We start from the raw sequence: 26,299 nt of genomic DNA, 5'->3' as shown, positions 1-26,299 counted from the left end.
AGCGCTCCCGCGCGCTACCTCCCGTCGGCCTCGCCGTTTCCGTTTCCGTTCCCGTTCCCGCCGTTCTTCACGTCCGTAGGGCTGGGCATCAGGCTCAGCTCGGCGAAGGCGTCCGCGACGCGGGAGCGGTCGGTGTCGGTGGCGCCGGCCACGGAGGGGACGCCGGTGGCGGCCAGGGTGCGCAGCCGGTCGACCGCCTCGAGGAGGTGGTAGGCGCCGCCGCCCAGGACGACCCACTTGCCCACCTCGGGGTGCATGACGAGGGCGGCGTCACGGTTCTCCGCGTCGGTCGTCGGCCGGTCCACCCACACCTCGCAGCCGCCGGTCACCCCGACCGGCACCCCGCCCGCCGACCAGGCGACGGTCACCGTCAGCCTGTGCCGCCCCGGCCGCTCCAACGGGAACCCGTCGGAACTCCAGAACACCCGGTACTCGGCGCTCAGCGACTCGCCCGGCGCCAGCGGGGCCAGCCTCGCCGACTCGCAGGTGATGACGAACGGCCGCACCGGCCGCTCCTCCCCGGACTCGTCGAGGCACGACATGGTGGCGAACAGCGCCTCCATCCGCAGATCGGTGGGCACCACCAGCTCGCCCCGCGAGGTGTTCGTCAGCCGCCAGGACACGGTGACCGGCGCCCCGAGCGGGACGCGCCCGGCCTCCGCCCACACCTCGAAGTCCAGCTCGTCCGAACGGAACAGGTTGCGGTCGGACGCCTGCGGGGCTCCCGCGGGGAACCAGCTCGCGAACGGCCAGCCGCCGGGGCGCACCACCGGGTCCGGCATATGAGCCAGATGGTTGCGCACGGTGGGGTTGAAGCCGAGGTTGATCTGGTCGGGGAACACACCGGGCGCTCCGGTGGCGGGCCCGCCGAGGACATCGGCCACGCTCGGCGTCGTCGTCATGATCGAGTTGTCGGCGGCGGTCTCCGTCTCCTGGTGGATCTGGTTGAACGCGTGCGTCACCTCATGGGTCGCCGACCGCAGATAGGCGCGCGGGAAGTCGCGCTGCCGCTGGTTCTCCGCGAGGCCGAAGTTCGACGAGTCCGAGCTCGGGTAGCCGTCGTCGCTGAAGCTCGCCGACCCCTCGCGGGGCACACCGATCTGGTCGTACATCACGCCCCGCGAGCAGCCCAGGGCGGCGGGCACCACCACGAGGTGGGTGCGCCACTCGGCGTCGAGGTCGGTGCTCGACTTGCGCACGCCCGACATCAGCGCGTGCAGGTTCGCCGCCGACCAGCAGGCGGTCGGGTTCACCCCGACCGGCACCGGGATGTCGACCTGCGCCTCGACCCGGTCGATCGCCAGGTCCCACCCGGCGGTGGCGTACACCGTGTCGAAGAACTCCGTCCCGCCGCCGGACGCGGCGGGCACCGGCTGGGGGCCGACCGCGCCGCGCAGGGTGTCGATCTCCAGGACGGCGCGGCGCAGGAAGCTCGACACCCACGTCAGGGTGACCGTCCCGCGCAGCACGTCGCCCTCGAACACCCGGCCCTCGAAGCGGGGCCCGCCCAGACCGGGCAGGGGTAGGGGGGAACCCGGCACCCGGGTCAGGACGAACCGCAGGGACCTGCTGGGGGAGGAGGGGAACGACCCCTTGAACGAACCGGCCGGCGGCTGGGTGTAGTCGAACTCGTCCACGTCGAGGGTCACCTGGCACGGTCGGCCCGGCAGCCCGAAGAGGGGCACGACCAGGCGCGTCGCCTTCAGGTACGAGTGGTACCGGTCCCGCGGGAAGACCGGGATGCGCGGCAGCAGGGGCGAGGGCGCGCCGGGGCGGCTCGCCGCGGCCGCGACGGACTCCCCGCCGCCGCTGAGGGGGGCGCCGCCGGGCGCGGTGGCGCCGTCGCCCGACGCCTGGTCGGGGACCAGGGACGGCGGCTGCCGGTACAGGTCCCCGCTGACGATCACCCCGTCCGGGCCGGCGGCCGGCGCCTTGCGGTCGACGCGCAGCGTGCCGACGAGGTGCGGCAGGGACGCCTGGGCGGGCCGGAACGTCACCCGGTAGCAGCCGTCACGGAAGTCAGGGCGGCACGGCCGCAGCGGCGGTGGCGGCAGCGGGACGGGCCGGTCGCCCCGCTCGGCGGCGCCCTCGGCCGGCGAGGCGTCCTCGACGGCGATCGGGGCCGCGACCGGCACCGCGGACGGGGAGACGTTCACGGCGTTCGGCGCGAGCCGTGGGTCGGCGGCGTACATCTGCGGTGCGTGTGGTGCTTCGTTGTGCATGGTCGCCCTCCTGGGGCCGAGACATGGGTGACAGGAGCCCCCCTGATCGACCGATTCCGTCTCCGCGCCCCGGGCGTGGGCTGCACGCGACAGTCTCGAGTACCTGCTCAACTTCGTCCGGAAGCAGAAGTGCCGCAATAGTCCGGTCGGGTAATGCTTGGCCGTAATGCGCCGGTTGGCGTACGTGCATAGAATCGAACGGTTATGGCCGATCCGAGCGCGTCCGAGCCAGGGCCCCTGACGGGCCGTTGGCGCCGTGTGTCCGACTCCGACTGCGCTCGCGCCTATCCCGCCGGACTCGTCATCGGCCCGGGATCCCGCTACCGGGCGGTGGGCGGCGCCGACCGTGGGCTGCCGGTGTGGGACGTGGGCACGGCCCGGATGCCCGACGGGACGACGCTGACCATGAGCACGTCCAGCGACGAGCTGGTCAGCTACCGGCTGGACGCCACCGCCGACCGTTTCACGGTCACCACCCCGGACGGCTGCACACTCACCTACGAGCGCGAGGAGTGAGCGGCAGCCCGAGGCGGGCCCGCGCCGTGGGTATCCGTTCGAGGACGCCGCCCGCGAACACGTCGTACAGCGGCAGGGTCTCCAGATGGACGTACCCGATGTGGCAGTCGCAGACGGCCAGCGGGCAGACGCGGGGCGCGAGCGCCGTACGGAAGGAGCCGTCGTAGAGGTTGCCGAGTTCGTCCCGGACGAAGTGGCACCGTCGGACGGTGCCGTCACCGTCGACGGACACCACCGTCGAGCCGGTGCGGCACGCGCGGCCCGCCGACCGGTGCGGGTGGCGGCTGAACGGGAACAGCGGATCCAACGCCGCCCACGCCGCCGCCTCCTCGTCGGTGTAAGTGTGCCCCTCGGCGGCGTTCACCCACAGGTACACCTCCTCCGGGAGCTCCCCGCGCAGTCGGCGGGCCTCCTCCAGGTGCTCCGGCAGGCCGACGACGCCCACGCTGAAGCGGACCCCCATCGCGGTGAGCCGCCGGGTCTTGCCGAGGAACCGTTCGTACGGGGTCTGGCCCGGGTGGTACGTGCACCACAGCGCCACCGTGTCCCGGTCGGCCTCGGCCAGCCACTCCGTGCGGCAGCTGAGGTTCGTCTGGATCGCCACCCGGTCGATGTGCGGCTCGTGCGACAGCTCGACCAGCGCCCGCCGGTACCAGGACCGCGTCAGCCCCTCGCCCCACGGGGTGAACAGCACCGACAGCCGGTCACCGGTCGACGACCGCGCCCAGCCGGTGAACCTCTCCAGCGCCGCCCGGTCGGCCCGCAACTGCTCCGTCGAGTCGCGGCGCTTGGCGAACGGGCAGTACGGGCAGTCGTAGTCGCACGACGCGAGCGGGCCGCGGTACAGCAGCGTCAGGTCCATGGCGGCCGTCACTTCAGCTCGTAGTCGGCCATCGCGGCCCGAACGGCGGGGGAGAAGAAGTCGGGCCCGATGGCGTCCGAGTGCGCCAGCCCCTCGTCGGACAGCTTCAGCACCTCCCCGCCCGCCCCGGCGAGCCAGCCGCGCGCGGCCAGCCGCTCCAGCTCCGCCGGGAAGTCGTCGTACGGGTCGGCGCCGAATCGCCGCCGGTAGTCGGCCACCGGCAACCCCCGCGCCTGGAGCAGCGACTGCAACAGATGACGGCGGCGCGCCTCGTCACCGTCGACCTCGCGGCCGTGCACGGCCCGCCCGAAGTCCTCGGTGGCGGTGTAGTCGTCGATGATGCCCCGGATCTCCCGCATGGCCACCGCGTAGTCGAAGGAGTAGTGCAGCCTCGACGTGTACGAGCGGGCGCCGCAGCCCAGGCCGATCATGCCGTCGGTCTGGCAGGCGTAGTCGTCCGGGCCCTGCGGCGGCGCGTCCGCGCGGCGGAACATCCGCATGGACACCTGCTCGTAGCCCCGGGCGAGCAGGTGGTCGCGGCCCTCCCGGTAGCGGCGCAGCCGGGCCTCGTCCCAGTCGCGGTCCGCCGTCGCGGGGTCGGCGTGCCGGCCCAGACCGGTCAACGGCCGCACGTACAGCGGGTACAGGTAGATCTCCTCCGGCCGCCAGGCGAGGGCGGCGTCCAGGGAGAGTCGCCAACTGGCCGCCGTCTGCCCGTCGATGCCGTAGATCAGGTCGATGTTGAGGACGGGGATGCCGGTGTCGCGGATGCGGGACAGGGCCGCCTCCACATCGGCACGCCGCTGCGGTCGTACGGCCGCGCGCGCCTCCTCCTCCACGAAGCTCTGCACGCCGAGGCTCAGCCGGGTCGTGCCCCGTGCGGCCAGCACGGACAGCCGGTCGGCGGTCGCCGTGGCGGGGGACGCCTCCACCGACAGCGGGATCGCCCGCAGGTCCGCGCCCATGTGCCGCTCCGCGATGTCGCAGAGCCGCTCCAGCTCGGTGGCCTCCAGATATGTCGGGGTGCCACCGCCGAACGCGGCGTTCGCGAACCGCACCGGCTCCGTGTCGCCGAGCGCCTCCCGGACGGCGATCGCCTGCCGCTCCAGGGCGTCGAGGTAGCGCCCGGTCAACCCGTCCGGGGCGCCGATCCGCGTGAACAGGTTGCAGAACCCGCAGCGCACCTCGCAGAACGGTATGTGCGCGTACAGCGACAGGGCCGCCCTCGACTCGCCCGCCCACAGGTCGGCGAGGCGGGGCCGCTCGGGCAGCCTGCGGTACGCCGTCTTGTGGGGATAGGCGTACACGTAGTGCTGGTACGGGCGAACGGGGGGTGCGGTCACGGTCATGCGGACGGCTCCAGGAAGAAGTGGCTGTAGGGGACGGTCCAGACGGCCTCGTGGCCCAGCCGGTGCCCGGTGTAGCCGTCGTCGCCGTAGGTCGTCCCGTGGTCGGAGCAGACGACGGCGAAGCAGCGTCGCCGCGCGCTCATCGCGGCGAACAGCCGCCCGATGTGCCGGTCGATGTACTCCAGGGCCGCCGCGTGCGTGGCGAGGCTGTCGCCCGTCTCACGGGTGGCGCCCGGCAGATGGAACCAGTTCGGCTGGTGCAGCGCCGAGGCGTTGAGGAACAGGAACAGCCGCTGCTCGTCGGGCAGCGCGGCCACCACCTCCTCGGCGCGGGCCACCTGCGCCTCGAAGGACGTCGGGGACGCGACGGAGAACTCCTGCTCCCAGTGGCTCTCCTGGAACAGGCCCGGCAGGACGCTGCCGAGGGCGCCCTGCTTGTTGAAGAACCCGACACCGCCGACGCACACCGTGCGGTAGCCGCGCCCGGCGAGCGCCGACACCAGGTCGGGGGTGTCGAAGACGAAGGTGCGGCCCGCGGTCGTCTCACTGCCGGCGAACCGGCTCGCGAACAACCGGGGATGCGGTCCCGGGGCCGCCGGGGTCGGCAGGAAGCCCGCGAACATCGCCTGGTGCGAGGCGTAGGTGAAGCTGCCGGGCGCGTGCCGCTTCTCCCAGACACCGCCGGGCAGACGGGCCGCCAGGTTCGGCAGCCGCCCGGCCGCGGCCAGCTCCACCGCCACGTCGTACCGCAGGGTGTCGAGGGTGAGCAGCAACAGGTCGTCCCGGCCGACCACTTCGTTCATGTCGGGCACGGGCACGGGCTCGGCGTGGGGTCCGGGCTCGGCGTCGGCCGCGGGCGGCCGGGGGGCCGTGTCAGAAGGGTGCATGGTCTTTCCTTGCCTGAAAGTGGTGCGAGAGCGCCGACGGCAACCGGCCCCGCACGGCCGCGATCTGCGCCGTGTAGGTGTCCAGGCCCTCCGCGGGGCCGCCGGGCAGGCCGGTCAGCCGGGGCAGCAGATCGCCGAACGCGTTGACCTCGCCGACGGCGAACCGGCGCCAGCCGATGGCGGGGAGCAGATCCACCCCGACGCTCAGGGTGTCCGGGAAGCACGCGGCGGCCCGCTCACAGATGTCGAGGGCCTGGCGCCAGCGGTCGCCCGCCGCGTCGACGACCGACGTCAGATCGCCCCGCGCGCCGCCGAGATGGAGATTGGTCATCGGGAAGCGGCTGGTGCGGACCACGGCGTGGGTGGCCCGGCCCGCCACGACCAGCACCCGCAGATCCGCGGACCTGCCCTGGGCGGACGCCTTGGGCAGCCACCGCTCGATGTGCAGCCCGTCCGGCGCCAGGGCGTCGACGATGCCGGCGATCTCGCGTTCGTCCGTGTACCGGCGCACCCGTAGCGAGTTGTGCAGCCGGAGCGGGGCGCGCAGCCGGCCGTCCGCCGCCACCTCCACCGAGGTGGTGGCCCGGATCCGGCCGCTCGCCGACGACTCGACGGCCAGCACACCCGACGCGGAGGAGCCGTGCGCGGGCTTCACGAAGACACGCGGCATGCCGTGCTCCCGCATCAGCGCCCGTACGTCGTCCCAGCCGCGCACCGCCGTGCGGTCCCCCGAGGTGGGGGAGGGCGGCACCGGGACGTCCGCCGCGTCGAGCCGGGCGTGGCAGAGCCGCTTGTCGAACAGCACCGCCAGATCCGCCGGGTCGTCCAGCCGCACCCCGCCCCGCAACGACCCGACCGCGTCCAGGAAACGCCCGTACCAGGTGGCCGAGCCCTCCACACGCGTCGGATCGTCGACACCCCGCAGCAGCCGGTCCACCTCGGCGTCCTCGCCCGGCGAGTCCAGCCGTACGACCTCGTCGTCGGCGAACGCGTGGCCGCCGTCGCGCAGGACGTCCCGCCACTCGACGACCCGCGGCGTCCCCACGCCCGCGGCCTCGGCCGCCGCGACGAACAGCCCGACCCGGCGGTTCTCGCCGTTGCCGACGACCGCCCACCTGGACGGGCCCGCACCCGCGCCGGTCCGACCGGACACACCGACCCCCCTCACCTCGTACCCCCCGAAACCCTGTGCCGCGCCGCGTTACTCGCCGACCGCGACGAAGCGCCAGACCGTGCCGTCGTCGTCCTCGTCGGAGTCCGCGTCGTCCGGGTCGACGTCGACCTGGACGCCCTCGGCCTCCAGGGAGTCCCGCAGACGGTCGCGTATCGCCGAGCTGAGGTAGTTGTGGTGAAGGTCCAGCGTCGTGAGGTGGGTGAGCGGCTGCCCGGTGAGCAGCGCGGTCGCGCCGTCGTCGGTGAGGACGCCCATCGACACGTCGAGGACCTCCAGACGGGCCACCACCGGGGCCGAGGCCAGTGCCGTGCAGATGTCGTCCTGCATCTCGCTGTTGCGCAGCGCCAGATGCCGGAGGGAGGGCAGCCGGGTGCCCGCCAGGATCGGCGCCAGGTCGGCCACCTCGGAGTCACCGCCGTACTCGGACGTGCCCAGCCACAGGTCGAGGTGGACGAGGGCCGGCAGATCGCTCGCCGCCACACCGCGCACCGCCTCGACGGGCATGCCGCCCGTCTCGACGGTCAGCCTCCGCAGCCGCTCGTGCCGCAGCGCCGGGAACACGAGTCCCTGACCGCCGCGCACACCGAACTCCTCCAGCTCCGTGAAGGCCGAGAGCAGCGGGCCGACATCGCCCTGGTTGATCCAGGAGATCTCACACTCCTCCATCACGATGTCGCCGAGGAACAGCGCGCGCAGCGCGGGCAGCCGGTCCTTCGCCGCCACCAGGGCCTCGATCACCGGCTCGGGCCCGCTGTCGTACGCGTCGCTCCACGCGCCCACGACCAGCGCCCGCACCTTCGTGGTGTCGATCGAGGCGAGGAACCGCGCGAAGGCGTCCTCCCACGCCTCGTCGCTCTCGTACGAGTCCACGGCGACGGACCAGGCGACCTCGCCCGGAGCGGGCAGCCGACCGGTGCCCTCGGGGCCCTTCACCGAGTCGGGGAACTGGACGACGGGCAGGTCGTGGAACTCCCGCAAGTGGCTTCCGATGGTCATGTGTGCCCGCCCCTTCGTTCCATGTCGGTGGGCGGGACCCGAGCCCGTGCGCGGATCCCCCCGTTGCTCCCCGGGACGCGCACGGCGCCGTCGGGTAGGGGAGTTCTACCAAGCCCCTCTGACAACGCGGACAGCGGACCCCGTTCCCTGTGGACAGGCCCCGTGAACAGGCGCTGAAGGAAGGACCGAGGACACCGCGTCCGGGGCGATTGTCAGTGCCTGCCTCTACGGTCCTTTCCATCCGGAGCACAGCGAGTGCCCCGACGGGAGGGAGACCCATGTACCGGCAAGGAGACGTCCTCATCGCGCCGATCGCCGAGACCGCCGTGCCCGACACGGCGCGTGACGCCGCGTCGGAACCGCGCGACGGACGGGGCCGGCTCGTCCTCGCCCTCGGCGAGGTCACCGGACACGCCCACGCCGTCGTCGGTCCGGGCCGCCTCATCCGCGAGACGGACGCCTTCGGCCCGATGCTGCTGCACGTCCCGGAGGGCGCCCGGGTCGTCCACGAGGAGCACGCGCCCATCTCCCTGCCGAAGGGCTGGTACCGGGTCGTGCGCCAGCGCGAGTACGTGCCGGGCTCGGTGCGGATCGTCGCGGACTGAACGGCGGCGGCCGACGGGGGCAGGGCACAGGACATCGGGACCGGACATGACATCCAGGAGGAACGGCGTGACGGAGCGGACGAGTTGGCGTGCGGTGGCGGCGGCCACGGGAGCCGGTGACCGGGCACGGACCGAGGCGGGCGTACGGCTCGCCTACCGGCGGGCCGGGCTGCCGGAGCCCGGGCGGATCGTGTGGGCCCGCTCGCCGTTGGAGGCGGTGCGCCTGCTGTCGGGGACACCGACCGAGGGCGGCGAGGCGGTGACCGGCACCGGGGCGAGCGTCCGTGACGCCGTCCGCAACCGTCCGGTCGCCGCCGCGCGCGGCCTGCTGCACACCCGTCTGGGCCCGGCGGGGTGGAGCGACCACTGGCGGGCGACCGGCGCGGACCTGTGGGAGACCACCCGGCCGCTCGTCGACCGTGTCCGCACCGGAGTGGTCGAGGCACTGGCGCCGGACGACCGCAAGGAGGAGACCCGTGTCCGCCTCCTCCTCCTGGACGCGGTCCTCGGCCAGCACGACGCGGCCTGGCTCGCCGCCTTCGACGACCTGGACGCCAACGACACCGGACCCACCCCCGACACGAGCGCCGGACTCGCGACGACGGGCCCGCACCCGGGCCTCGACGGACTCGCCGAGGTCGCCCGCACGGCGGGCTGGTGGTGGCCCTACGAGACCGTGGCGGTCGTCGCCGAGCGCCCCACCGAGCTGCACCGGGACGAGGCGGGCCGGCTGGACCGGGGTGACGGCCCCGCCCTCGCCTACTCCGACGGCTTCGCCCTGCACGCCTGGCGCGGGCTGCCCGTGCCGGGCGAGTTCCTCGACTCCCTGGCCACGCTGACGCCCGCGCGCATCCGCGACGAGGAGAACGCCGAGCTGCGCCGGGTCATGCTGGAGCACTACGGCTACGACCGCTACCTGGAGGAGTCGGGCGCGAAGCCGGTGGACCGGGACGAGACGGGTGTGCTCTGGCGCGTGGAACTGCCCGGCGACGAGGACGTGGTGATGGTGGAGGTCGTCAACTCCACCCCGGAGCCCGACGGCACGAGCCGCACCTACTGGCTCCGGGTGCCCCCGGCGACGCGGACGGCCCGCGAGGGAGTGGCCTGGACGTTCGGGCTCAGCGCCGAGGAGTACGAGCCGCTGCGCCAGACCTGAGCCCCCGCCACGCGGCGCCCGCCGCCCGCCCCGGTCACGTCAACCGTCGCCCCGGTCATTCGAAGCGGGAGACGTCGCCCGCTCCCTTGCGGATGATCTCGGCCTCGCCGCTGGAGAAGTCGATCACGGTCGTGGGCTCCGTGCCGCAGTCCCCGGAGTCCACCACGGCGTCGACCTGGTGATCGAGCCGTTCCTTGATCTCCCAGCCCTGCGTCAGCGGCTCCTCCTCGTCGGGGAGCAGCAGGGTGCTGGAGACCAGCGGCTCGCCCAGCTCCGCGAGCAGGGCCTGGGCCACCCGGTGGTCGGGGATGCGCACTCCGACGGTTCGTTTCTTCGGGTGGAGCAGCTTGCGCGGCACCTCCCGGGTGGCGGGGAGGATGAACGTGTAGCTGCCGGGCGTCGACGCCTTGACGGCGCGGAACACGTCGTTGTCGACGTGCACGAACTGGCCCAGCTGGGCGAAGTTCTGGCACACGAGGGTGAAGTGGTGGCGGTCGTCGAGCCGGCGGATCGTACGGATCCGCTCGATGCCGTCACGACTGCCCAGCTGGCAGCCCAGCGCGAAACACGAGTCCGTCGGATAGACGATCAGCCCACCCTGACGGACGCTCTCGGCCACCTGCCCGATGGCGCGCGGCTGGGGGTTGTCGGGGTGCACGTCGATGTACTTGGCCATCTTCCGAGCTTATGCCTCCGCGGGGCCCGTCAGCGGACCCGCCGGGCCAGTACCTGTCCCGGCCAGGTGCCGGACAGGAAGCGGTCGGTGGGTGTGAAGCCGTTGCGCTCGTAGAACGCGACGAGTTCGCCTCCGCCGCCCGCCCAGCAGTCGACCCGCAGCAGCTCCACACCGGCCCGCCGGGTCTCCTCGACGGCGTGGGCGAGCAGGGCCGCCCCGATGCCCTGTCCGGCCAGTCTCCGGTCGGAGATCAGCAGCCGTACGTACACCTCGGGCTCCTCGGCGGGGGCGATCGGCATCTGCGGGCTGGGCCCGGAGTCCAGGACCAGCGCGCCGACCGGAGTGCCGTCCCGCTCCGCGATGTGCGGGGCGTTCTCCGTCATGTACCGCTCGATCCGCTCCACCCCGTCGGGCCGCCGCGAGTACGGGATCGTGCCCCACTGCTCGGTGTTGCCCCGGGCGTTCATCCAGGCCACGGCCCCGTCGAGCATGTCCAGCACGGCCGGCGCGTCGGTGAGGGCGCCCGGCCGTATCCGCAGTCCTTCAGTCACGTCGTCCACGCCGCAGAAGCCTAGACACTCCCACGCCACCGCCGCGCACCCTTTTCTCAAGGGGCGACGTCCGCTCCCAGGGGCGCGGGGAACTGCGCGACCAGCCACAGACGATCCGTAGCCGAACCACGGTCCGCAGTCCCCCCAGGTCCCCCGGCGGAGCCTTACGCGCCGCTCTCCCGCAGCATGTCCTCACGCTCGACGATCTTCACGCGCTCGCGGCCCTGCGGCTCGCCCAGCGCCTTCTCGGCGGCGTCCAGCTTGTACCAGCCCTCCCACGTCGTGAAGCGCACCTCGCGCTCCGCGAGGAAGGCGTCCACGGCCTCAGGCGCCGGGGCGGAGGGCTCCTGAAGACGGCCGTTGGCGAAGTCGTCCAGCAGGTTGGCGACCGTCTCGTTGGCGTCGCCCTTGGTGTGCCCGATGAGGCCGACGGGACCGCGCCGGATCCAGCCGGTGACATACGTCGACGTCAGGTGCTCGCCGGTCTCCTGGACCACCCGGCCGCCCGCGTCCGGGACGGTGCCCGACTCGAGGTCCCAGGGCAGCTTGGGCAGCTTGTCGGAGAGGTAACCGACCGCGCGGTAGACCGCGGTGACGTCCCAGTCCTTGAACTCGCCGGTGCCCTTGACATTGCCGGTGCCGTCCAGAGCCGTGCGCTCGGTGCGCAGACCGACGACCTTGCCGTCCTCGCCGAGGATCTCGGTGGGGGACTCGAAGAAGTGCAGGAACAGCTTGTGCGGGCGGTCGCCGATGTCGCGGATCGCCCAGTTCTCCAGGGTCTTGGCGACCATGTCGGCCTGCTTGTTGCCGCGCCGGGTCGCGATCGAGCCCTCGTCGTAGTCGATGTCCTCGGGGTCGACGATGACCTCGATGTTGGGGGAGTGGTCCAGCTCCCGCAGCTCCATCGGGGAGAACTTGGCCTGCGCGGGGCCGCGTCGGCCGAAGACGTGGACCTCCAGCGCCTTGTTGGCCTTCAGACCGTCGTGGACGTTCGGCGGGATCTCCGTCGGCAGCAGCTCGTCGGCCGTCTTGGCGAGGACGCGGGCCACGTCCAGCGCGACATTGCCGACGCCGAGGACGGCGACCTTCTCTGCCTTCAGCGGCCAGGTGCGCGGCACGTCCGGGTGGCCGTCGTACCAGGAGACGAAGTCGGCCGCGCCGTACGAGCCGTCGAGGTCGATGCCGGGGATGTCGAGCGCCCGGTCGGCCGTGGCACCCGTGGAGAAGATCACCGCGTCGTAGAAGGCGCGCAGGTCGTCGAGGCTGATGTCCGAAGGGTAGTCGACGTTGCCGAAGAGACGGATCTGCGGCTTGTCGAGCACCTGGTGCAGGGCGGTGATGATGCCCTTGATGCGGGGGTGGTCGGGGGCCACGCCGTAGCGGATCAGTCCGAACGGGGCGGGCATCCGCTCGAAGAGGTCGATGGAGACACCGGGCTCGGCGGCAACGCCGGACTTCAGCAGCGCGTCGGCGGCGTAGATACCGGCCGGGCCGGCTCCGACAATGGCTACCCGCAGAGGGCGGGGCATGTTCAGGTTCCCTTCGAGCGGAGACAAGCGACTCGACGGCAACCCTAAACTAAGGCAACCCTTACCTGGTACGCGGGTCGGGTCTATGACCTCATAAGCCGATCTTATGGCATGGGGGTGCCCCCGGCGGGCGACGGGGCCCGCGCCCGACCAGGGCGTCGGCCATGGATGTGGACGCGATGTGTTTGCCCGCGCGGTGAACGGCAACGCGGATTCCATGAGCCGAACCAACAACGACACCAACGAGAGCACCTCGTCCGCCGAGACGGCCGCCGCCAAGGCGCGCCGGACCGCCGGCAAGGCGACCGCCCCGGCCACCGGGACCGCCAAGAAGGCCGCCGACAAGGCGGGTGACACCGCGTCAGCCGCCAAGAACGGGGCCGGACGCGCGGCCGACACCGCGAACAGCGCCGTGCACAGCGCGGTCAAGGGTGTCGAGGCGGGCCGCCAGGCGGTCGTCCAGGCCTCCGGTCAGGTGGCCGCGACCGCCAAGACGGCGGTGACCGTGCTCGCCCACCGCAAGCTCGTCGCCGCGGGTGTGGGCGCGGGGCTGACCGCGCTGACCGCCGCCTCCTACCTGGCCGGACGCCGGTCGGAACGCCATGTGCACGGCCCGCTGACCCGGCTCACCGGCGGACGCATCTGACGTCCACCCGCACGACGCCCGCACAGGGCGGCACCAAGCCGCACATCGCGGCAGCGGTGACGTACCGACGCCAGGGAGGCGGCGAGAGCGCCGCCTCCCTGGCGTCTGCGTGACTGCCCACCGGCGCGACTCCACCGCGGCGCCGGGCGGTCGGTCCTACCAGCGGCCCTCGACCTGGTCCTTGACGCGCCGGTCGTACAGGTCCCGGATCGCGGTGAGCGTCTCGTCCGAGAGCGCCGGCAGCGCGGCGGCGGCCGCGTTGGCCCGCGCCTGCTCAGGCGTGCGGGCGCCCGGGATCACGGTCGTGACCCCCGGCAGCTGGATGATCCAGCGCAGCGCCAACTGGGCCGGGGCGAAACCCTCGGGGGCCAGCCCGGCGAACTCCACCGCGGCCTCGACGCCCGTCTCGTAGTCGACACCGGAGAAGGTCTCGCCCTGGTCGAAGGACTCGCCGTGCCGGTTGTAGGTACGGTGGTCGTTCTCCGCGAAGACCGTGTCCTTGGTGTACTTGCCCGACAGCAGCCCCGAGGCCAGCGGCACCCGGGCGATGACGGCGACGCCCGCCTTCTCGGCGGCCGGGAGGACCTCCAGGAGCGGCTTCATCCGGAACGGGTTGAGGATGATCTGCACGCTCGCCACGTTCGGCCGGGCGATCGCGGTCAGCGCCTCCGCGCAGGTCTCCACGCTGACGCCGTACGCGGCGATGCGCTCCTCCTCGACGAGGGTGTCGAGCGCGTCGAACACCTCGTCGGAGGAGTAGACCGGGGTGGGCGGGCAGTGCAGCTGCACCAGGTCGAGACGGTCCACGCCGAGGTTGCGGCGGGAGCGGTCGTTCCAGGCCCGGAAGTTGTCGAGGACGTAGTTCTCGGGGATCTGGGCCACGCGGCGGCCCATCTTCGTCGCGACGAACACATGAAGGTCCTGCCGGCTGCGCAGGAACGTGGCGATGGTCTGCTCGCTGCGCCCGTCGCCGTAGACGTCGGCGGTGTCGAAGAAGGTCACCCCCGCCTCGGCCGCCGCCTCCAGGACCGTCAGGGCCTCCTTGTCGTCGACGTCTCCCCAGTCGGCGCCCAGCTGCCATGTACCGAGCCCGACCACGGACGCGTGCTGACCCGACCTACCGAATGCGCGTTCTTCCATGCGGCCAGTCTGTCATCCGTTCCCCCTGCTCAGTGCGGGAAGGCACGCGGTCGGCGCTGCCGGGGCAGTTCGTCCCGGAACCGCTCGATGACGGAGCTGATCTGCCGGGTGAGGACGGTCTTGTCCAGTCGGTCGAGATAGAGGTTGCGGCGGGCGAGACCGACGGCGTCCACACAGAAGTACAGGGCCATCAGCGGATTGACGAACAGTTCGCTGTCGCGGGTCCGCTCGGTGAACCGGACGTCCCCGAAGTCGCCGCGCACGGCCGCCGCCACGGAACCGTTGACGATGCTCGGATACTCCGGGGTGCACCGCTGGGCGTGGGCCACCGCGTCCAGGTACAGGGCGCCCTCACGGCTGTCGCGCGGCAGCGAGAACGCGCCCAGATAGGCGCCGTCCCGGTCGAGTGCCGCCAGGTTCTCCAGGACCAGCGCGTGGTTGACCCCGTGGTAGGCGTCCACACCGAAGCCGAGGCACGCCACCAGCCGGTCCGGGACCTCCTCCAGACCGGCGACGGCGCCGAGGCTCGCCATGTCCTCCTCCGGTGTGCCGAGCCCGTGCTCGTCGCCGCGCATCAGGATGTCGGTGCCGCCGTCCACCAGCACGATCGCGTCCACACCGCCCAGACGGTCCAGGAGCGCCCGGTAGGCGTCCCTGAGAGGCGCCACACCCGTACGGGAGAAGGCGTACACCGTGGCGGGCATCCCGTGCAGGTCGAGCCACCGGGCGAGGGTGCGCTCGGGGAAGTAGTCGCCGCGGGAGGCGGTGTCGGGGCCGATGGCGGCGACGTCCTGTTCCACCCAGACGTCGAGGTCGAGGCCGAAGAGATCGGCGAACGAGAGATTGGCGAGGTGCACCTCCTTGCCCGCCGAGCGCAGGGCGAGGGCCAGCGGCAGACCGGCGTAGACGTCGAAACCGCCGCCGGCGCCGGCGACGAGGACACGCCGGGCGTCGTTCAGCCGGGTGAAGAACGCGGGCTCGTGGAGGGAGAACACCGGGGGAAGCTAGCAGGGGCACCGGCCCCGGGGCCCGGGATTTCCCGACGGCCGGTCACGGCGGGCGTCGGCCGGAGGGCGCCGGAGAACCACGGACCTCGGTTTTCCCCCGCTCACGACGGTGACGAAGGGCCGCACCTGCGGTTACCGTACCGGGCAGTAACCGGAGCGTATCCAGGAGGCACCCATGCCGCAGCTCGAAGTCGCCGGAGCGAGCCTGACGTACGACGACGAGGGCCCCCGCGACGGCGACGGGGTGCCCCTGGTGTTCATCCACGGCTGGACGGCGAACCGCCACCGCTGGGACCACCAGCTCGCCCACTTCTCCGAGAAGCGCCGGGTGATCCGCCTCGACCTGCGCGGGCACGGCGAGAGCACCGGCGCCGGGGTGCGCACCATCGCGGAACTGGCCGACGACGTCCTCGCGCTCCTCGACCACCTGGAGGTCGAGCGGTTCGTCCTCGTCGGCCACTCCATGGGCGGCATGATCTCCCAGACCATCGCCCTCGCCCACCCCGACCGCGTGGAGCGCCTGGTGCTGGTCAACTCCATCAGCCGGATGACCTACAGCCGCGGCCGGGGCCTGCTCATGGCCGTCTCGACCCGGGTGCCGTTCAAACTGTTCGTCGCCGCCAACATCCAGCGCGCCTTCGCCCCCGGCTACCCGCGCGAGGAGATCCGTGAGTACATCCGCGCCTCCTCGGCGACCCCGCGCGAGGTCGTCATGACCCTGTACGGCGCCATGCGCGCCTTCGACGTCCTGGACCGGCTCGGCGAGATCCGCGTCCCCACCCTCCTCGTCCACGGCTACCACGACATCCAGCTGCCCGTCTCCCAGATGCTGCGCATGGCGAAGGCCTACCCGGACGCCGAGGTGCGCATCCTGGACGCCGGCCACGAGCTCCCCGTCGAGAAGCCGGCCGAACTGACCGCCACGCTGGACCGCTTCCTCACGGGAGCCCGAGTCTGACGCCGTGCCTCGCCGCCCGCACCCCGGGCGGCGAGACACACCGCCCGTGCGGCCGGGCTCAGACCGCCGGACGCGACCGCGACCTCCCCCGGCCGAGCGGTCCGCCGGGCGACCGCAACCACCGCAGTACGGCACCGACCACGGCCCTCGTCCTCGACAGCCGGCCGATGTCCTCGGCGAGGGACAGCGCCGCCCCCGTCCACGCGAAGCCGAAGGACCACACCGACAGCCACTCGCACAGGTAGAGGGGCGTGACCGCCCAGTCGTCGCCGACCCCGGTGACGGCCGCCGCGCCCGCCAACGCCATGAAGACGAGGATCAGCACACCGGCCACCCGATAGGGCCGCCGGACGTACGACCGGTCCTTGATGCCGGGCGCCCAGTACATCAGCAGGCAGAACCCGGCCATCGAGGTCAACAGCCCGACGGCGAAGACCAGATGGATCACCGAGGCCGTCAGCTGCCCGGAGTCCGCGCCGGAACCGGGTGCCGTCGGGAAGAGGGCGACACCGAGTGCGCAGCACCCGGCGACCGTCCCCATCAGGTCGTTCACCCAATTGAAGCGGTAGATGATCAGGAAGGTCCCGAGGGCGCAGAGGCTGCCGACGAAGACGTCCCGGGTACTCGTGTGGTACGCGCCGCTCATCGAACCGGGCCACACGTCGTCCCCGGTACGGCCGTCGAGCAGCGCGGCGATCCAGTTGCCGAGCGGCAGCGCCAGGGGTAACAGGACACCGATGATCCCGACCCCCAGGCGCAGCCGCATGACCGTGCGCGCGTCCTGATCCCGCTGTGCTGTCGCCACCCTGTCCCGCAGGGGCACGGTGACGGTTCCGTCCGTGCTCACCCGAGCACCTCCTCACCGAAACGCGCCAGGCGAAGGTGTGCCCGCGACGCCCGCCACCGGACGATGACCGGAAGTCATCGAACGTAAACCCGAACACGGTCGGTGAGTGAGGCTCCCTCAGCGGGTCGACTGTCCCTCGTGTGACTGTGCGCGGCAGTTGGCCCCTGAGCACGCTGATGTGCGGCAGCCGCATCGCTCAGCATCGTCGTCCGCCTGCTCGACCACCCCGACGGCGAGACGGTCCTGGCCCGTCTCCTCGGCCGGATCCCGGCCGCTGGCCTGGGCCGGCCGCGCCTGCGGCGTCTCACCCCGCACTGTTCACCCGGCCTACGCTCGATCCTCGCGGACGAGGCCGTCATCCGCAGGTTGGCAGGGCCTGCCTGTAGTTGCTGTCGAGCTGGGCGGCGACGGCGAGTTGGGGTCGTACACGCCCGTGAGCGGGCCGGGATCTTCCGTCCTCTTGGACAGGTCGGGGGGCGGGCGCTCGTGGCCGCGCCGGTGTCAGCACGTACACAACGCCTTGGCGCGGCGTCACCGGCCTTCGATGAGGGCGCGCATGGCGGTGGGGTCGTTCGCCGCCTGGTGGTACCGGTGGCACAGCGCGGCGTTGGCCTCGTACTGCGGACCTTCTTTGGCCGCCGGTGAGTGGTGCAGGGAGTAGACGTTGCCCTCGTGGCGGACGGGGGGTGCGCCGAGGAGGGTGGTGTGGGCCAGTTCCCAGGCGGCGTCCTCGAACCCCCAGCCGCGGAACCGCTCGTCCTGTCCGCCGTGGGCCCACCAGGTCTCCGGAGTGGTCACGTAGATCCCACTGCACGCGCCCGGGACGGTGACGGCGGCGCAGTCGTGCAGCGGTACACCCGCGCGATACTGGGCACTGCCTTCGGCGCCGAGAGCCCGGTATTCGGTGTACGGGAGGTGGACGAGGCCGCTCCTCGTGGCGCCCTCGATCGCCTGCCACAGCGGTCGTTCCGCGACCAGGGTGTCGGCATCGGCGATGACGACGACGTCGGCCTCGGACTGTGCGGCCCCGTATACGCCCGCGTTCCGGCAGGCGGCGGAGTTGAACGGCTCGTCGCCGGTGTCGACGTTCGTCACGGGGACGGACGGCAGCAGACGACGCCAGTGGGCGACGCTGATGTCATGGGCGTACTCCCGGCTGGGTTGCGGCCGGAAGGGCATGACGACGGTGATGTGCACGGCTCCTCCTGAGGTGTCACGTTGCCCGCAGGGGTGGGGCGGGCGTGGCGAAGGCCGTCCGGCCGACGGTCGCGTCTGCCGGACGGCCTTGCCGGGTCAGGCGCTGACGATGTCAGCGATGACGAGCGCGGTGACGGTGTACTTGAACCTCCAGTTGACGAGCTTCGAGGTGTCGGGGTGGTTGCGACGCCAGATGGTCAGCTTGATGCAACCGTCGTACTCCGAGCTCGCGGGGGTGACGGATTCCACGGACACCTTGTCGAGCGACATGAAAGTGTGGCTCGGGTTCCCGTTCTCAAGCACCTCCACCGAGAACGACTGCAGTGCCACGTTCATGACCGGCCTGCCGTCGATCCTGCGTACCTTCCCCTTGAGATAGAAGTTCTCCATCACTTCGGTGGGTGCCGCCATGGGGACGGAGTCCACCTTGAACGTCACTGTCCTGAACTCAATGGCCATTGCCTTTCCTTTCGTGTGAACCGGGTGACTTGCTTGGGTCTCCGGGGCGTTGTCCAGGTGTGTGGCTCATCACCTCCTCGGCAGCGGGGATCTCCTGCTCCGGGCCGGCCGGGTGGTCAGGAAGAGGGCCGCAGGTGGCGTGCCGACACCGCCGCGCGCAGCGGTGTCGGCCGCCGTGCGTCGCCCAACGACTCGACGGCGTCGCACCAGATGTCGAGGTCGAGGTTCTTGGTCAGTTCGTCGGAGCGCGCCTTCGCCCGGCGGGATGCGGCCGCCCAGTTCCGCGGGTCCCGCAGCACCATCAAGGCGTGGATCCAGGCGTTCACGTCGTCGCGGTAGGCGAAGATGCCCGCCTCTCCGAGGGATTCGACCAGTCCGGGGGTGGGGTGGGCGATGACCGGGATGCCGGACGCGAACGCTTCCACCGCCACCCGTCCCCAGGACTCGTACAGGCTGGGCATGAGGATCACCCGCGAGCGGCTGTAGACGTGTCCCCGCATGTCCGACCCCGGAACGCTCTCGGCGACCTCGCAGTTGGCCAGTCGGGGCGGCGGTAGGATCTGCTGTCCGTAGGCGCCGCGGACGCCCAGGAAATGCCAGTCCGGGGTCCAGGCCGCGATCTGCCAGAAGAGGTCGCCGCCCTTGTCGGGGTTGAGATTCACCAAGGTCGCGCAGTCGCCCGGCTGGGTCCGGTAGTGGTCCGCGATCACCGGAGGGCGGACCACGAGGGTGCTTCTGGGCAGGAATTCCTGAGGGTACCGAGCGTAGAAGATCTCCCCGTCGCGCCTGATCCATTCACTGTTGTAGACGAGCAGGTCGGCGCCTGCCGCGTTGTGGAAGGTCGTCGCGAAGTTGTCGTGGCAGATCACGACCACGGGGATCTGCCGGGCCTGGGCCAGACCTGTCACCAGGGGGACGTTCTCGTAGTGGGACAGGAGCACATCCGCCTTCTGGGCGGCGGCGGCGAAGTCGGTGCCTTCCTGGTACGGGATGACGCACACGCCGTCGATCTCGTAGCTCTTCTCGATGCTTCCGGGGTGGGACAGCCAGACCGTCACCCGGTGGCCGCGTTCGACCAGTGGGCGGAGCATCGAGTGGAGCATCCACTCGGACCCCGCGTTGTGAGCCGGTGGATAGCCGTACACCCGGGCCGCGATGGACAGACTTGGGGCTTGAGTGAACGGGGCCGGAAAAGGCATGCGCGAGTCGGACGCAGCCGGGTTCACGTGTATCCCCTTCAGTCACTCGACGTCGACGGGCGCGGCGGTCGGGGGGTGGTCGGCCACGGTGAAGGTCAGCTCCGTCTCGCCGGGTACCGCGTCGGCGGGGGCGACGACACCGATCAGCAGCGAGTTGCTGGCGCCGGCCTTGTGCAGGTGGAGGTCGACGGGACCGTGGGTGGTGAACGTCTGCTTGTCATCGGACAACGTGCCGCCGTACGAGGCCAACTGACGGGAGACTCCGTTCTCGTCCTCGCCGTAGACGATCAGGTTGCCGCTGCCGTGGAACTGCAGCCCCTTGCCCGGGGGCAGGGTCACGCGGACCGTCTGCGGTGCGACGTTGCCCTCGCCGAGGGACTTCACATACACGCCCGGCCAGGCGAACGCACCGGTGCCACGCTGCACCCTCGTCCTTCCGCCCGGCGACACCGAGAACGTGGCCGTGATCTCGACGGGCGCGGCGGTCGGGGGGTGGTCGCCCACGGTGAAGGTCAGCTCCGTCTCGCCGGGTACCGCGTCGGCGGGGGCGACGACACCGATCAGCAGCGAGTTGCTGGCGCCGGCCTTGTGCAGGTGGAGGTCGACGGGACCGTGGGTGGTGAAAGTCTGCTTGTCATCGGACAACGTGCCGTCGTACGAGGCCAACTGGCGGAAGGCGCCGTTCTCGTCCTCGCCCAGGACGATCAGGTTGCCGCTGCCGTGGAACTGCAGCCCCTTGCCCGGGGGCAGGGTCACGCGGACCGTCTGCGGTGCGACGTTGCCCTCGCCGAGGGACTTCACGTACACGCCCGGCCAGGCAAGTGCACCGGTGCCGCGCACCACCCTCGTCCTCCCGCCCGAATACACCAGGAACGGGGCGCCGGGAGCGCACAGACCGGTGACCACTCGTACGCGGTGGTTGTCGGTGTCGGTGACGAGGAGGCCACGCGAGGCATCCAAGGTCACGCCGCGGGGTCCGTTGAGCGCGGCGTCGGCGGCCGGCCCGTCGTCGCCGCTGAAGGCTGCGGTGCCGTTGCCGGCGATGGTCGTGATGGTGCCGGTCGCGGCGCTGACCCTCCGTACGCGGTGGTTGTCGGTGTCCGCGATGTAGAGGTTGCCTCCGCTGTCGAGCATGACACTACGGGGTCCGTTGAGCGCGGCGTCGGCGGCCGGCCCGTCGTCGCCGCTGAAGGCTGCGGTGCCGTTGCCGGCGATGGTCGTGATGGTGCCGGTCGCGGCGCTGACCCTCCGTACGCGGTGGTTGTCGGTGTCCGCGATGTAGAGGTTGCCTCCGCTGTCGACCATGACACTACGGGGGCCGTTGAGCGCCGCCTCGATGGCGGGCCCATCGTCTCCGGAGTACTCGGTGGCACCGTTGCCCGCGACAGTGGTGATCACCCCGGATGCCGCGTCCACCCTCCGCACTCGGGCGTTGTCGGTGTCGGCGATGTACAGATTGCCGGCGGCGTCCAACGCGACCCCGAACGGGGTGTAGAGCTGGGCCGCGATCGCGGCTGCCTCGTCGCCACCGGAACCAGCGGTGCCGTCGCCGGCGACGGTCCTGATCGTGCCGGTCGTCGCGTCGACCCTGCGTACGCGGTTGTTCTCGGTGTCCGCGATGTAGAGGTTGCCCGCGGGATCGACCGTGACACCACGGGGGTAGTTGAGGGCCGCGTCGACAGCGGGCCCGTCGTCTCCGGAGTAGTCTTGGTCGCCATTCCCCGCGACGGTGGTGATCTTCCGGGATTTCGCGTCCACTTTCCGCACCCGATGGTTCTCGGTGTCAGCGATGTAAAAATTACCCGAAGTGTCCACGGCGGTGCTGTTGGGCTGAATTCCGGCCGCAGTGGCGATCTGACCGTCACCGGAGTACTCGGAATTGCCGTTGCCCGCCAGAGTGGCGATGTGTGGCACCTTCACCGACTCCGGAGGGTCCTCGACATCGAGGGATTCACTCATGGCGTTCTCCTTTCTGCTGAAACGCGCGGACCAGCGTTCCCGTGCAGTTCCTACCCAGCAGAATCGGGAGATCATTCACCGAATGTAGTGGAACGATTACTGTGCGTGTTTATCTCGCCATGGAGGTTGGCGCGCAGATCGCAAGATAATATGACAACGCGCGCCACGGAAGTTTCCTCGGGAATCAGAAATAGCACCACCCCGCCCCCGGGGCAGCATTCCCCCCACCGTTCTCATTCGCCGTGCTTCGAGGCGGAATCAGAATAGCCACTTCTGATCGACTTTGTATGAAAATACTTGGGCACCCGAAGGCCGGGCTCGCCAGACAACGCACCGGAACCCTCAACACCTCGACCAGGAACACCATTTGTTTCGGGGAGCTCCCGTCCAACCATCCGTCACGACGTGGACCGCGTGAGTGCCGCTCGACCGCGATCGCACCACTCCTCCTGCGCGGTGGATCGCCCTCCGGGCACTGAGCATCGGAGTTGTCCAGCCGGGTCAACCATGGCGCACGGTCACACCTCGGCGGCGGCCAGTACTTCCGTCACCCGCAGACCGAACGCCGCGTCGCACGGGTGCGGCCGGCCGCCACGCGCCGCGGCCAGCAGGGCGTCACCGGCTCGCACCAGAGCCGGTACGACACCCCCCTCGTCCGACGAGGGCAGGACGGTCGTCCCGGCCCGGCCCCGGAACTCGGCGGTCGCCCCCGACGCCGCGGGCGGCGCGGACAGACTGAGCGTCACCGTGCTCGACGCCCCACCGGTGTGGGCGAGGACCAGATGCACCGTGTCCTTCGCCCCGCGCACGGCGGTGACCTCCTCCACGTCCCCGAGCACGGGCAGCAGCACCGACAGGGCGTGCGGGCCCACGTCCCACAGGGCGCCCTTCTCCCGCCGCCACGGCGACGCCGCGAACGGGCTGTCGCTGTCGCCGTCGAACAGCGAGCCCAGCCACTCCGCGCGGCCCGTGAACCAACCGCCGGCCTCGGCCTGTTCGGTGATCCACGCCTCGATCGCGGTCTGGAAGCGGGCGGTGAAGAAGACCACCGAGGCCACCCCGGTCCGCTCGACGGCCTCGACGACGGCCCGCCCCTCGGTGACGTCCGTGGCGAGCGGCTTGTCGAGCAGCAGATGACAGCCCGCCCGCGCGGCCCGCACCGCCAGCGGCGCCTGGACCGACGGCGGCAGGGCGACGGCGACCGCGTCCACATCGGCGAACAGCGCGTCCACGTCCTCGTACACCGGCACCCCGCCGTGCCGGTCGGCGAGCACCTTGGCCGCTTCCGGGCGGCGGCCCCACACCCCGGCGAAGTCCAGCTCCGTGTGCGCGCTCAGCGCGGGGGCGTACGCCATCTCCGCCCACGGGCCTGTTCCGAGCAGTCCGATACGCATGCCGTTGTCTCTCCTCGACGCGATGTGATCCGTGCCCCCGACCGCCCGGTGACCCGGTGCCTCAGGGCAGTGTCTGCTCGGTCCAGATGGTCTTGCCGGTGGGGGAGTAGCGGGTGCCCCAGCGTTGGGTGAGCTGGGCGATCAGATAGAGGCCGCGTCCGCCCTCGTCGGTCGTCGCCGCGTACCGCAGGTGCGGGGAGGTGTGACTGCTGTCCGTGACCTCGCAGATCAGATTGCGATCGTGGATCAGTCGGACACGGATGGGGCCGCTGCCGTACCGGATGGCGTTGGTGACCAGTTCGCTGAGGATCAGCTCCGTGGTGAACACCAGGTCGTCCAGCCCCCATTCGGTGAGCTTCCGCGTGGCGTCCGCACGGCTCCGGCCGACGGCCGCCGGCTCGGCGGGCACCTCCCAGTCGACGACCCGGCCGGCGTCCAGCGCCCGCGTACGGGCGACGATCAGCGCGATGTCGTCGCTCGCCCGGCTCGGCGGCAGCGCGTCGAGCACCGCCCTGCACGTGCCCTGCGGGGAGGTGTCGGCGCCGGTCAGCGCGGTGCGCAGCAGTTCCAGACCGGCGTCGATGTCCCGGCCACGGTCCTCGACCAGCCCGTCGGTGTACAGCACCAGCCGGCTGCCCTCGGCGAGGTCGAGCTCGGCCGTCTCGAACGGCAGACCGCCGAGCCCGAGCGGGGGACCGGCCGGTACGTCCGGGAAGTCGACGCGGCCGTCGGGCCGGGCCACCGCGAGCGGCGGGTGACCGGCCCGGGCGACGGTGCAGCACCGCGACACCGGGTCGTAGATCGCGTACAGACAGGTGGCGCCGGTGATCGGGGCCGAGCCGTCCTCGGCCTCGTCCTGGTCGATGCGGCTGACCAGCTCGTCGAGCAGCCCGAGGATGTCGTCGGGCGGCAGGTCCAGCGCGGAGAAGTTGTGCACGGCGGTCCGCAGCCGTCCCATCGTGGCCGCCGCGTGCAGCCCGTGCCCGACGACGTCACCGACGACCACCGCGACCCGGCTGCCCGACAGCGGCAGCACGTCGAACCAGTCGCCGCCCACCCCGGCCTGCGCGGGCAGGTACCGGTAGGCGACCTCCAGCGCGCTCTGCTCGGGCAGACTGCGCGGCAGCAGGCTCCGCTGCAACGTCACGGCCATGGTGTGCTCGCGGGTGTAGCGCCGCGCGTTGTCGATGGAGACCGCCGCCCGGGCGACGAGCTCCTCGGCGAGGGCCAGCTCCTCCTGGTCGAACGGCTCCGGCTTCTGGGAGCGCCAGAAGGTGGCGACGCCCATCACCAGGGGGCCCACGCGCAGCGGCACGGCGATGAGCGAGTGGATGCCGTACTCGACGACCTGCGCCGACCGCTCCAGGTCCTGCGCCTGCCAGCCGGGCGACCTGCTGAGGTCGGTCTCCAGGATCGAGTGCCCGCTCTCGATGCTGAGGGCCTGCGGGGACGACGCGACCAGGTCGATCTTCTCGCCCACCTTGTAGAGGGGTGCGTCCTTGCGGATGCCGCTGAGCGCCGTGCGCCGCAGCGTGGTGACCGCCTCCGGTTCCTCACCGCTGAGGGCCGCGGGGGCCAGGTCCACCGTCACGAAGTCCGCGAACCGGGGGACGGCCACCTCGGCCAGCTCCTCGGCGGTACGGGTCACGTCCAGGCTGGTGCCGACGCCCACCCCGGCGTCGTACAGCAGCTTCAGACGGCCCCGAGCGGACTCCGCCCGGCCCGACAGGGCGCGCAGCTCTGTGGAGTCCCGGAGCGTGGCGACACTGCCCGTCGGCTCGCCCTGGAGATCGGTGGGCCGCTGGTTGACCGCGAGCAGCCGGTCGCCCACCAGATGCACCTCGTCGTTGGCGATCCGACCCGAGGCCAGCAGATCGGCCATGGGCGTCTCCAGGCCCAGGGCCGAGACGTCCTGCCCCTCCGCGTTCCCCGGCAGGTCCAGCAGGCGGTGTGCCTCGTCGTTGGCGAGGAGGAGCCGGCCCCCGCCGCCGACGATCATCACGCCTTCCCGCACCGCGTGCAGCACGGCGTCGTGGTGCTCGTACATGCGGGTCATCTCGGAGGGGCCGAGGCCATGGGTCTGCCGCAGCAGCCGCTTGCTGACCAGGGCCGTGCCCGCCGTGGCGAGGGCGAGCGCGGCGGCCGCGGCGGCCAGCACGAGCGGCAGCTGCTGCTCGGCGACCCCACCCACCTTCTCCGTGGTGATCCCGGCCGAGACCAGGCCCACGACCTTCCCGTCCGGGTCCTTGACCGGCACGACGGCCTGGACGAGCGGCCCGAGGGTCCCCGTGATCTCCTCCGTGAAGGACTCGCCCTTCAGCGCCGGTTCGAGGGTGCCGACGAACTGCTTGCCGATACGGTCGGGCTTCGGATGGGTGTAGCGGATTCCGTCGGTGTTCATCACGACGATGAAGTCCACCCCGGACTGGATCCGCGCGGCCTCCGCCCTCGGCTGGAGCACCGCCGTCGGATCGCTGGAACTCAGCGCCTCCCGGGTGCCCGGGGCGTTGGCGAACGTCTCGGCGACAGCGAGCGAACGGTTCTTGGCTTCCTTGGTGCTGTCGTGCCGTACCTGGAGGACCAGCGCCACCACGGCTGACACGACCAGTACCAACACGATCACGACCTGCAGCAGGAACACCTGCCCGGCGACACTGCGCCCGCTCAGCGCCGTCCGCAGACCTCCGAGCGGCCGCCAGCGGGGTCCTTGGCCGTCGGCGGCGGATCCGTGCGGGACGCGCCGGGCGCCGTCGTCCCGGCCCTGCTCGCGCTGACCATGGGGGCGGCGGGTCGACTGAGCACGGGATCGACCCAGGAGACGGACCATGTGCCCATGTCTACACTGCCCCGCGCCCGGAGGCGAGAGGGGGTCACGCCCTGTGACAGGCGGTGCCGCCGCCCCTACGGCCGGGAAGGTGCCCCACGCGGCCCCGAACGCCTCCGACAGGCCGATTCCCATGAGTTTCCTGT

General features: G+C 71.7%; 23 protein-coding genes. 5 read left to right on the top strand and 18 right to left on the bottom strand.

All coding sequences use genetic code 11. The annotated features are described in order from the left end of the window. Positions 1 to 14 precede the first annotated feature (14 nt). Entirely contained in the window at positions 15 to 2,222 is a 2,208-nt protein-coding gene (locus tag SMA5143A_RS37065; RefSeq protein WP_146194012.1) for a hypothetical protein, read from the bottom strand. A gap of 204 nt (positions 2,223 to 2,426) precedes the next feature. Between SMA5143A_RS37065 and SMA5143A_RS37060 the strand changes: the two genes are divergently transcribed. After that, entirely contained in the window at positions 2,427 to 2,738 is a 312-nt protein-coding gene (locus tag SMA5143A_RS37060; protein WP_107467193.1) for a hypothetical protein, read from the top strand. Here SMA5143A_RS37060 and SMA5143A_RS37055 read toward each other — a convergent pair. The 5 genes from SMA5143A_RS37055 to SMA5143A_RS37035 all read right to left on the bottom strand — a co-directional run bounded on the left by SMA5143A_RS37055 (position 2,716) and on the right by SMA5143A_RS37035 (position 8,006). Then, entirely contained in the window at positions 2,716 to 3,600 is an 885-nt protein-coding gene (locus tag SMA5143A_RS37055; RefSeq protein ID WP_107467213.1) for an STM4011 family radical SAM protein, read from the bottom strand. The genes SMA5143A_RS37060 and SMA5143A_RS37055 overlap by 23 nt on opposite strands. A gap of 8 nt (positions 3,601 to 3,608) precedes the next feature. Continuing rightward, positions 3,609 to 4,949, bottom strand: a complete 1,341-nt coding sequence (locus SMA5143A_RS37050; protein ID WP_107467192.1) for an STM4012 family radical SAM protein — start codon at positions 4,947 to 4,949, stop codon at positions 3,609 to 3,611. After that, the gene (locus SMA5143A_RS37045; protein WP_107467212.1) at positions 4,946 to 5,752 is read right to left on the bottom strand and encodes an STM4013/SEN3800 family hydrolase; all 807 of its coding nucleotides are present in this window, start codon (positions 5,750 to 5,752) and stop codon (positions 4,946 to 4,948) included. Before SMA5143A_RS37045 ends, SMA5143A_RS37050 begins: the two co-directional genes overlap by 4 nt. Positions 5,753 to 5,822: 70 nt before the next feature. Further along, entirely contained in the window at positions 5,823 to 6,989 is a 1,167-nt protein-coding gene (locus SMA5143A_RS37040; RefSeq protein WP_107467191.1) for an STM4014 family protein, read from the bottom strand. 48 nt (positions 6,990 to 7,037) lie between these two features. Further along, complete coding sequence (locus SMA5143A_RS37035) at positions 7,038 to 8,006, bottom strand: STM4015 family protein (protein WP_107467190.1); 969 nt, start codon at positions 8,004 to 8,006, stop codon at positions 7,038 to 7,040. Positions 8,007 to 8,284: 278 nt separating this feature from the next. Here SMA5143A_RS37035 and SMA5143A_RS37030 point away from each other — a divergent pair, with 278 nt between their 5' ends. Together SMA5143A_RS37030 and SMA5143A_RS37025 are read left to right on the top strand one after the other, a co-directional pair. Continuing rightward, positions 8,285 to 8,611 carry a hypothetical protein gene (locus SMA5143A_RS37030; RefSeq protein ID WP_055710768.1) on the top strand — a complete coding sequence of 109 codons (327 nt, stop codon included), beginning with the start codon at positions 8,285 to 8,287 and terminating at the stop codon, positions 8,609 to 8,611. A 46-nt stretch (positions 8,612 to 8,657) separates the two neighbouring features. Beyond that, positions 8,658 to 9,767, top strand: coding sequence for a DUF6745 domain-containing protein (locus tag SMA5143A_RS37025; RefSeq protein WP_181362203.1), 1,110 nt, complete (start codon positions 8,658 to 8,660; stop codon positions 9,765 to 9,767). Between the two features lie 55 nt (positions 9,768 to 9,822). On the opposite strand, the gene SMA5143A_RS37020 is transcribed toward SMA5143A_RS37025, so the two are convergent. From SMA5143A_RS37020 to SMA5143A_RS37010, 3 genes are all read right to left on the bottom strand, one after another. Beyond that, entirely contained in the window at positions 9,823 to 10,443 is a 621-nt protein-coding gene (locus SMA5143A_RS37020; protein ID WP_055511653.1) for an L-threonylcarbamoyladenylate synthase, read from the bottom strand. A 29-nt stretch (positions 10,444 to 10,472) separates the two neighbouring features. Continuing rightward, complete coding sequence (locus SMA5143A_RS37015; RefSeq protein WP_181362202.1) at positions 10,473 to 11,003, bottom strand: GNAT family N-acetyltransferase; 531 nt, start codon at positions 11,001 to 11,003, stop codon at positions 10,473 to 10,475. A gap of 155 nt (positions 11,004 to 11,158) precedes the next feature. Then, the gene (locus tag SMA5143A_RS37010; protein ID WP_107467188.1) at positions 11,159 to 12,523 is read right to left on the bottom strand and encodes an FAD-dependent oxidoreductase; all 1,365 of its coding nucleotides are present in this window, start codon (positions 12,521 to 12,523) and stop codon (positions 11,159 to 11,161) included. A 181-nt stretch (positions 12,524 to 12,704) separates the two neighbouring features. On the opposite strand from SMA5143A_RS37010, the gene SMA5143A_RS37005 reads away from it, so the two are divergent. Further along, positions 12,705 to 13,169 carry a hypothetical protein gene (locus tag SMA5143A_RS37005; RefSeq protein WP_107467187.1) on the top strand — a complete coding sequence of 155 codons (465 nt, stop codon included), beginning with the start codon at positions 12,705 to 12,707 and terminating at the stop codon, positions 13,167 to 13,169. A 156-nt stretch (positions 13,170 to 13,325) separates the two neighbouring features. On the opposite strand, the gene SMA5143A_RS37000 is transcribed toward SMA5143A_RS37005, so the two are convergent. Together SMA5143A_RS37000 and SMA5143A_RS36995 are read right to left on the bottom strand one after the other, a co-directional pair. Then, positions 13,326 to 14,309 (bottom strand): aldo/keto reductase, encoded by a 984-nt coding sequence (locus SMA5143A_RS37000; RefSeq protein ID WP_107467186.1) that lies wholly within the window; start codon positions 14,307 to 14,309, stop codon positions 13,326 to 13,328. 29 nt (positions 14,310 to 14,338) lie between these two features. Then, positions 14,339 to 15,304 carry a DUF1152 domain-containing protein gene (locus SMA5143A_RS36995; RefSeq protein ID WP_107467185.1) on the bottom strand — a complete coding sequence of 322 codons (966 nt, stop codon included), beginning with the start codon at positions 15,302 to 15,304 and terminating at the stop codon, positions 14,339 to 14,341. A 187-nt stretch (positions 15,305 to 15,491) separates the two neighbouring features. Between SMA5143A_RS36995 and SMA5143A_RS36990 the strand changes: the two genes are divergently transcribed. Continuing rightward, the gene (locus tag SMA5143A_RS36990) at positions 15,492 to 16,274 is read left to right on the top strand and encodes an alpha/beta hydrolase (RefSeq protein ID WP_107467184.1); all 783 of its coding nucleotides are present in this window, start codon (positions 15,492 to 15,494) and stop codon (positions 16,272 to 16,274) included. A gap of 58 nt (positions 16,275 to 16,332) precedes the next feature. Here SMA5143A_RS36990 and SMA5143A_RS36985 read toward each other — a convergent pair whose 3' ends face one another. The 7 genes from SMA5143A_RS36985 to SMA5143A_RS36955 form a co-directional block, all read right to left on the bottom strand. Further along, positions 16,333 to 17,121, bottom strand: coding sequence for a hypothetical protein (locus tag SMA5143A_RS36985; RefSeq protein WP_107467183.1), 789 nt, complete (start codon positions 17,119 to 17,121; stop codon positions 16,333 to 16,335). Between the two features lie 531 nt (positions 17,122 to 17,652). Beyond that, a complete protein-coding gene (locus SMA5143A_RS36980) occupies positions 17,653 to 18,318 on the bottom strand; it encodes a hypothetical protein (protein WP_107467182.1) in 666 nt (221 codons plus the stop codon). Positions 18,319 to 18,414: 96 nt separating this feature from the next. After that, positions 18,415 to 18,777: a hypothetical protein gene (locus SMA5143A_RS36975; RefSeq protein WP_146194011.1), complete on the bottom strand. Its 363-nt coding sequence runs from the start codon at positions 18,775 to 18,777 to the stop codon at positions 18,415 to 18,417. Between the two features lie 116 nt (positions 18,778 to 18,893). Further along, a complete protein-coding gene (locus SMA5143A_RS36970; protein WP_375136593.1) occupies positions 18,894 to 19,880 on the bottom strand; it encodes a glycosyltransferase family 4 protein in 987 nt (328 codons plus the stop codon). Between the two features lie 138 nt (positions 19,881 to 20,018). Further along, entirely contained in the window at positions 20,019 to 21,935 is a 1,917-nt protein-coding gene (locus tag SMA5143A_RS36965) for an NHL repeat-containing protein (protein WP_181362201.1), read from the bottom strand. A gap of 518 nt (positions 21,936 to 22,453) precedes the next feature. After that, positions 22,454 to 23,329, bottom strand: coding sequence for a Gfo/Idh/MocA family protein (locus SMA5143A_RS36960; RefSeq protein WP_107467179.1), 876 nt, complete (start codon positions 23,327 to 23,329; stop codon positions 22,454 to 22,456). 61 nt (positions 23,330 to 23,390) lie between these two features. After that, complete coding sequence (locus SMA5143A_RS36955) at positions 23,391 to 26,156, bottom strand: SpoIIE family protein phosphatase/ATP-binding protein (RefSeq protein WP_258193954.1); 2,766 nt, start codon at positions 26,154 to 26,156, stop codon at positions 23,391 to 23,393. Positions 26,157 to 26,299 lie beyond the last annotated feature (143 nt).

It is taken from the genome of Streptomyces sp. MA5143a (assembly GCF_900290235.1).
In the GTDB taxonomy this organism is placed as follows: Bacteria; Actinomycetota; Actinomycetes; order Streptomycetales; family Streptomycetaceae; genus Streptomyces.
This window is presented reverse-complemented; position numbering and strand designations above follow the sequence as displayed.

What these genes read in the sequence shown, in the direction of transcription:
- SMA5143A_RS37020 (WP_055511653.1), bottom strand. Translation starts at nt 10,443, where the DNA reads ATGGCCAAGTACATCGACGTGCACCCCGACAACCCCCAGCCGCGCGCC.
- SMA5143A_RS36955 (WP_258193954.1), bottom strand. Translation starts at nt 26,156, where the DNA reads ATGGTCCGTCTCCTGGGTCGATCCCGTGCTCAGTCGACCCGCCGCCCC.
- SMA5143A_RS37035 (WP_107467190.1), bottom strand. Translation starts at nt 8,006, where the DNA reads ATGACCATCGGAAGCCACTTGCGGGAGTTCCACGACCTGCCCGTCGTC.
- SMA5143A_RS37060 (WP_107467193.1), top strand. Translation starts at nt 2,427, where the DNA reads ATGGCCGATCCGAGCGCGTCCGAGCCAGGGCCCCTGACGGGCCGTTGG.
- SMA5143A_RS36975 (WP_146194011.1), bottom strand. Translation starts at nt 18,777, where the DNA reads ATGGCCATTGAGTTCAGGACAGTGACGTTCAAGGTGGACTCCGTCCCC.
- SMA5143A_RS36990 (WP_107467184.1), top strand. Translation starts at nt 15,492, where the DNA reads ATGCCGCAGCTCGAAGTCGCCGGAGCGAGCCTGACGTACGACGACGAG.
- SMA5143A_RS37030 (WP_055710768.1), top strand. Translation starts at nt 8,285, where the DNA reads ATGTACCGGCAAGGAGACGTCCTCATCGCGCCGATCGCCGAGACCGCC.
- SMA5143A_RS36960 (WP_107467179.1), bottom strand. Translation starts at nt 23,329, where the DNA reads ATGCGTATCGGACTGCTCGGAACAGGCCCGTGGGCGGAGATGGCGTAC.
- SMA5143A_RS37025 (WP_181362203.1), top strand. Translation starts at nt 8,658, where the DNA reads ATGACATCCAGGAGGAACGGCGTGACGGAGCGGACGAGTTGGCGTGCG.
- SMA5143A_RS36970 (WP_375136593.1), bottom strand. Translation starts at nt 19,880, where the DNA reads ATGCTCCACTCGATGCTCCGCCCACTGGTCGAACGCGGCCACCGGGTG.
- SMA5143A_RS37000 (WP_107467186.1), bottom strand. Translation starts at nt 14,309, where the DNA reads ATGGAAGAACGCGCATTCGGTAGGTCGGGTCAGCACGCGTCCGTGGTC.
- SMA5143A_RS37010 (WP_107467188.1), bottom strand. Translation starts at nt 12,523, where the DNA reads ATGCCCCGCCCTCTGCGGGTAGCCATTGTCGGAGCCGGCCCGGCCGGT.
- SMA5143A_RS37045 (WP_107467212.1), bottom strand. Translation starts at nt 5,752, where the DNA reads ATGAACGAAGTGGTCGGCCGGGACGACCTGTTGCTGCTCACCCTCGAC.
- SMA5143A_RS36965 (WP_181362201.1), bottom strand. Translation starts at nt 21,935, where the DNA reads ATGAGTGAATCCCTCGATGTCGAGGACCCTCCGGAGTCGGTGAAGGTG.
- SMA5143A_RS37065 (WP_146194012.1), bottom strand. Translation starts at nt 2,222, where the DNA reads ATGCACAACGAAGCACCACACGCACCGCAGATGTACGCCGCCGACCCA.
- SMA5143A_RS37050 (WP_107467192.1), bottom strand. Translation starts at nt 4,949, where the DNA reads ATGACCGTGACCGCACCCCCCGTTCGCCCGTACCAGCACTACGTGTAC.
- SMA5143A_RS37055 (WP_107467213.1), bottom strand. Translation starts at nt 3,600, where the DNA reads ATGGACCTGACGCTGCTGTACCGCGGCCCGCTCGCGTCGTGCGACTAC.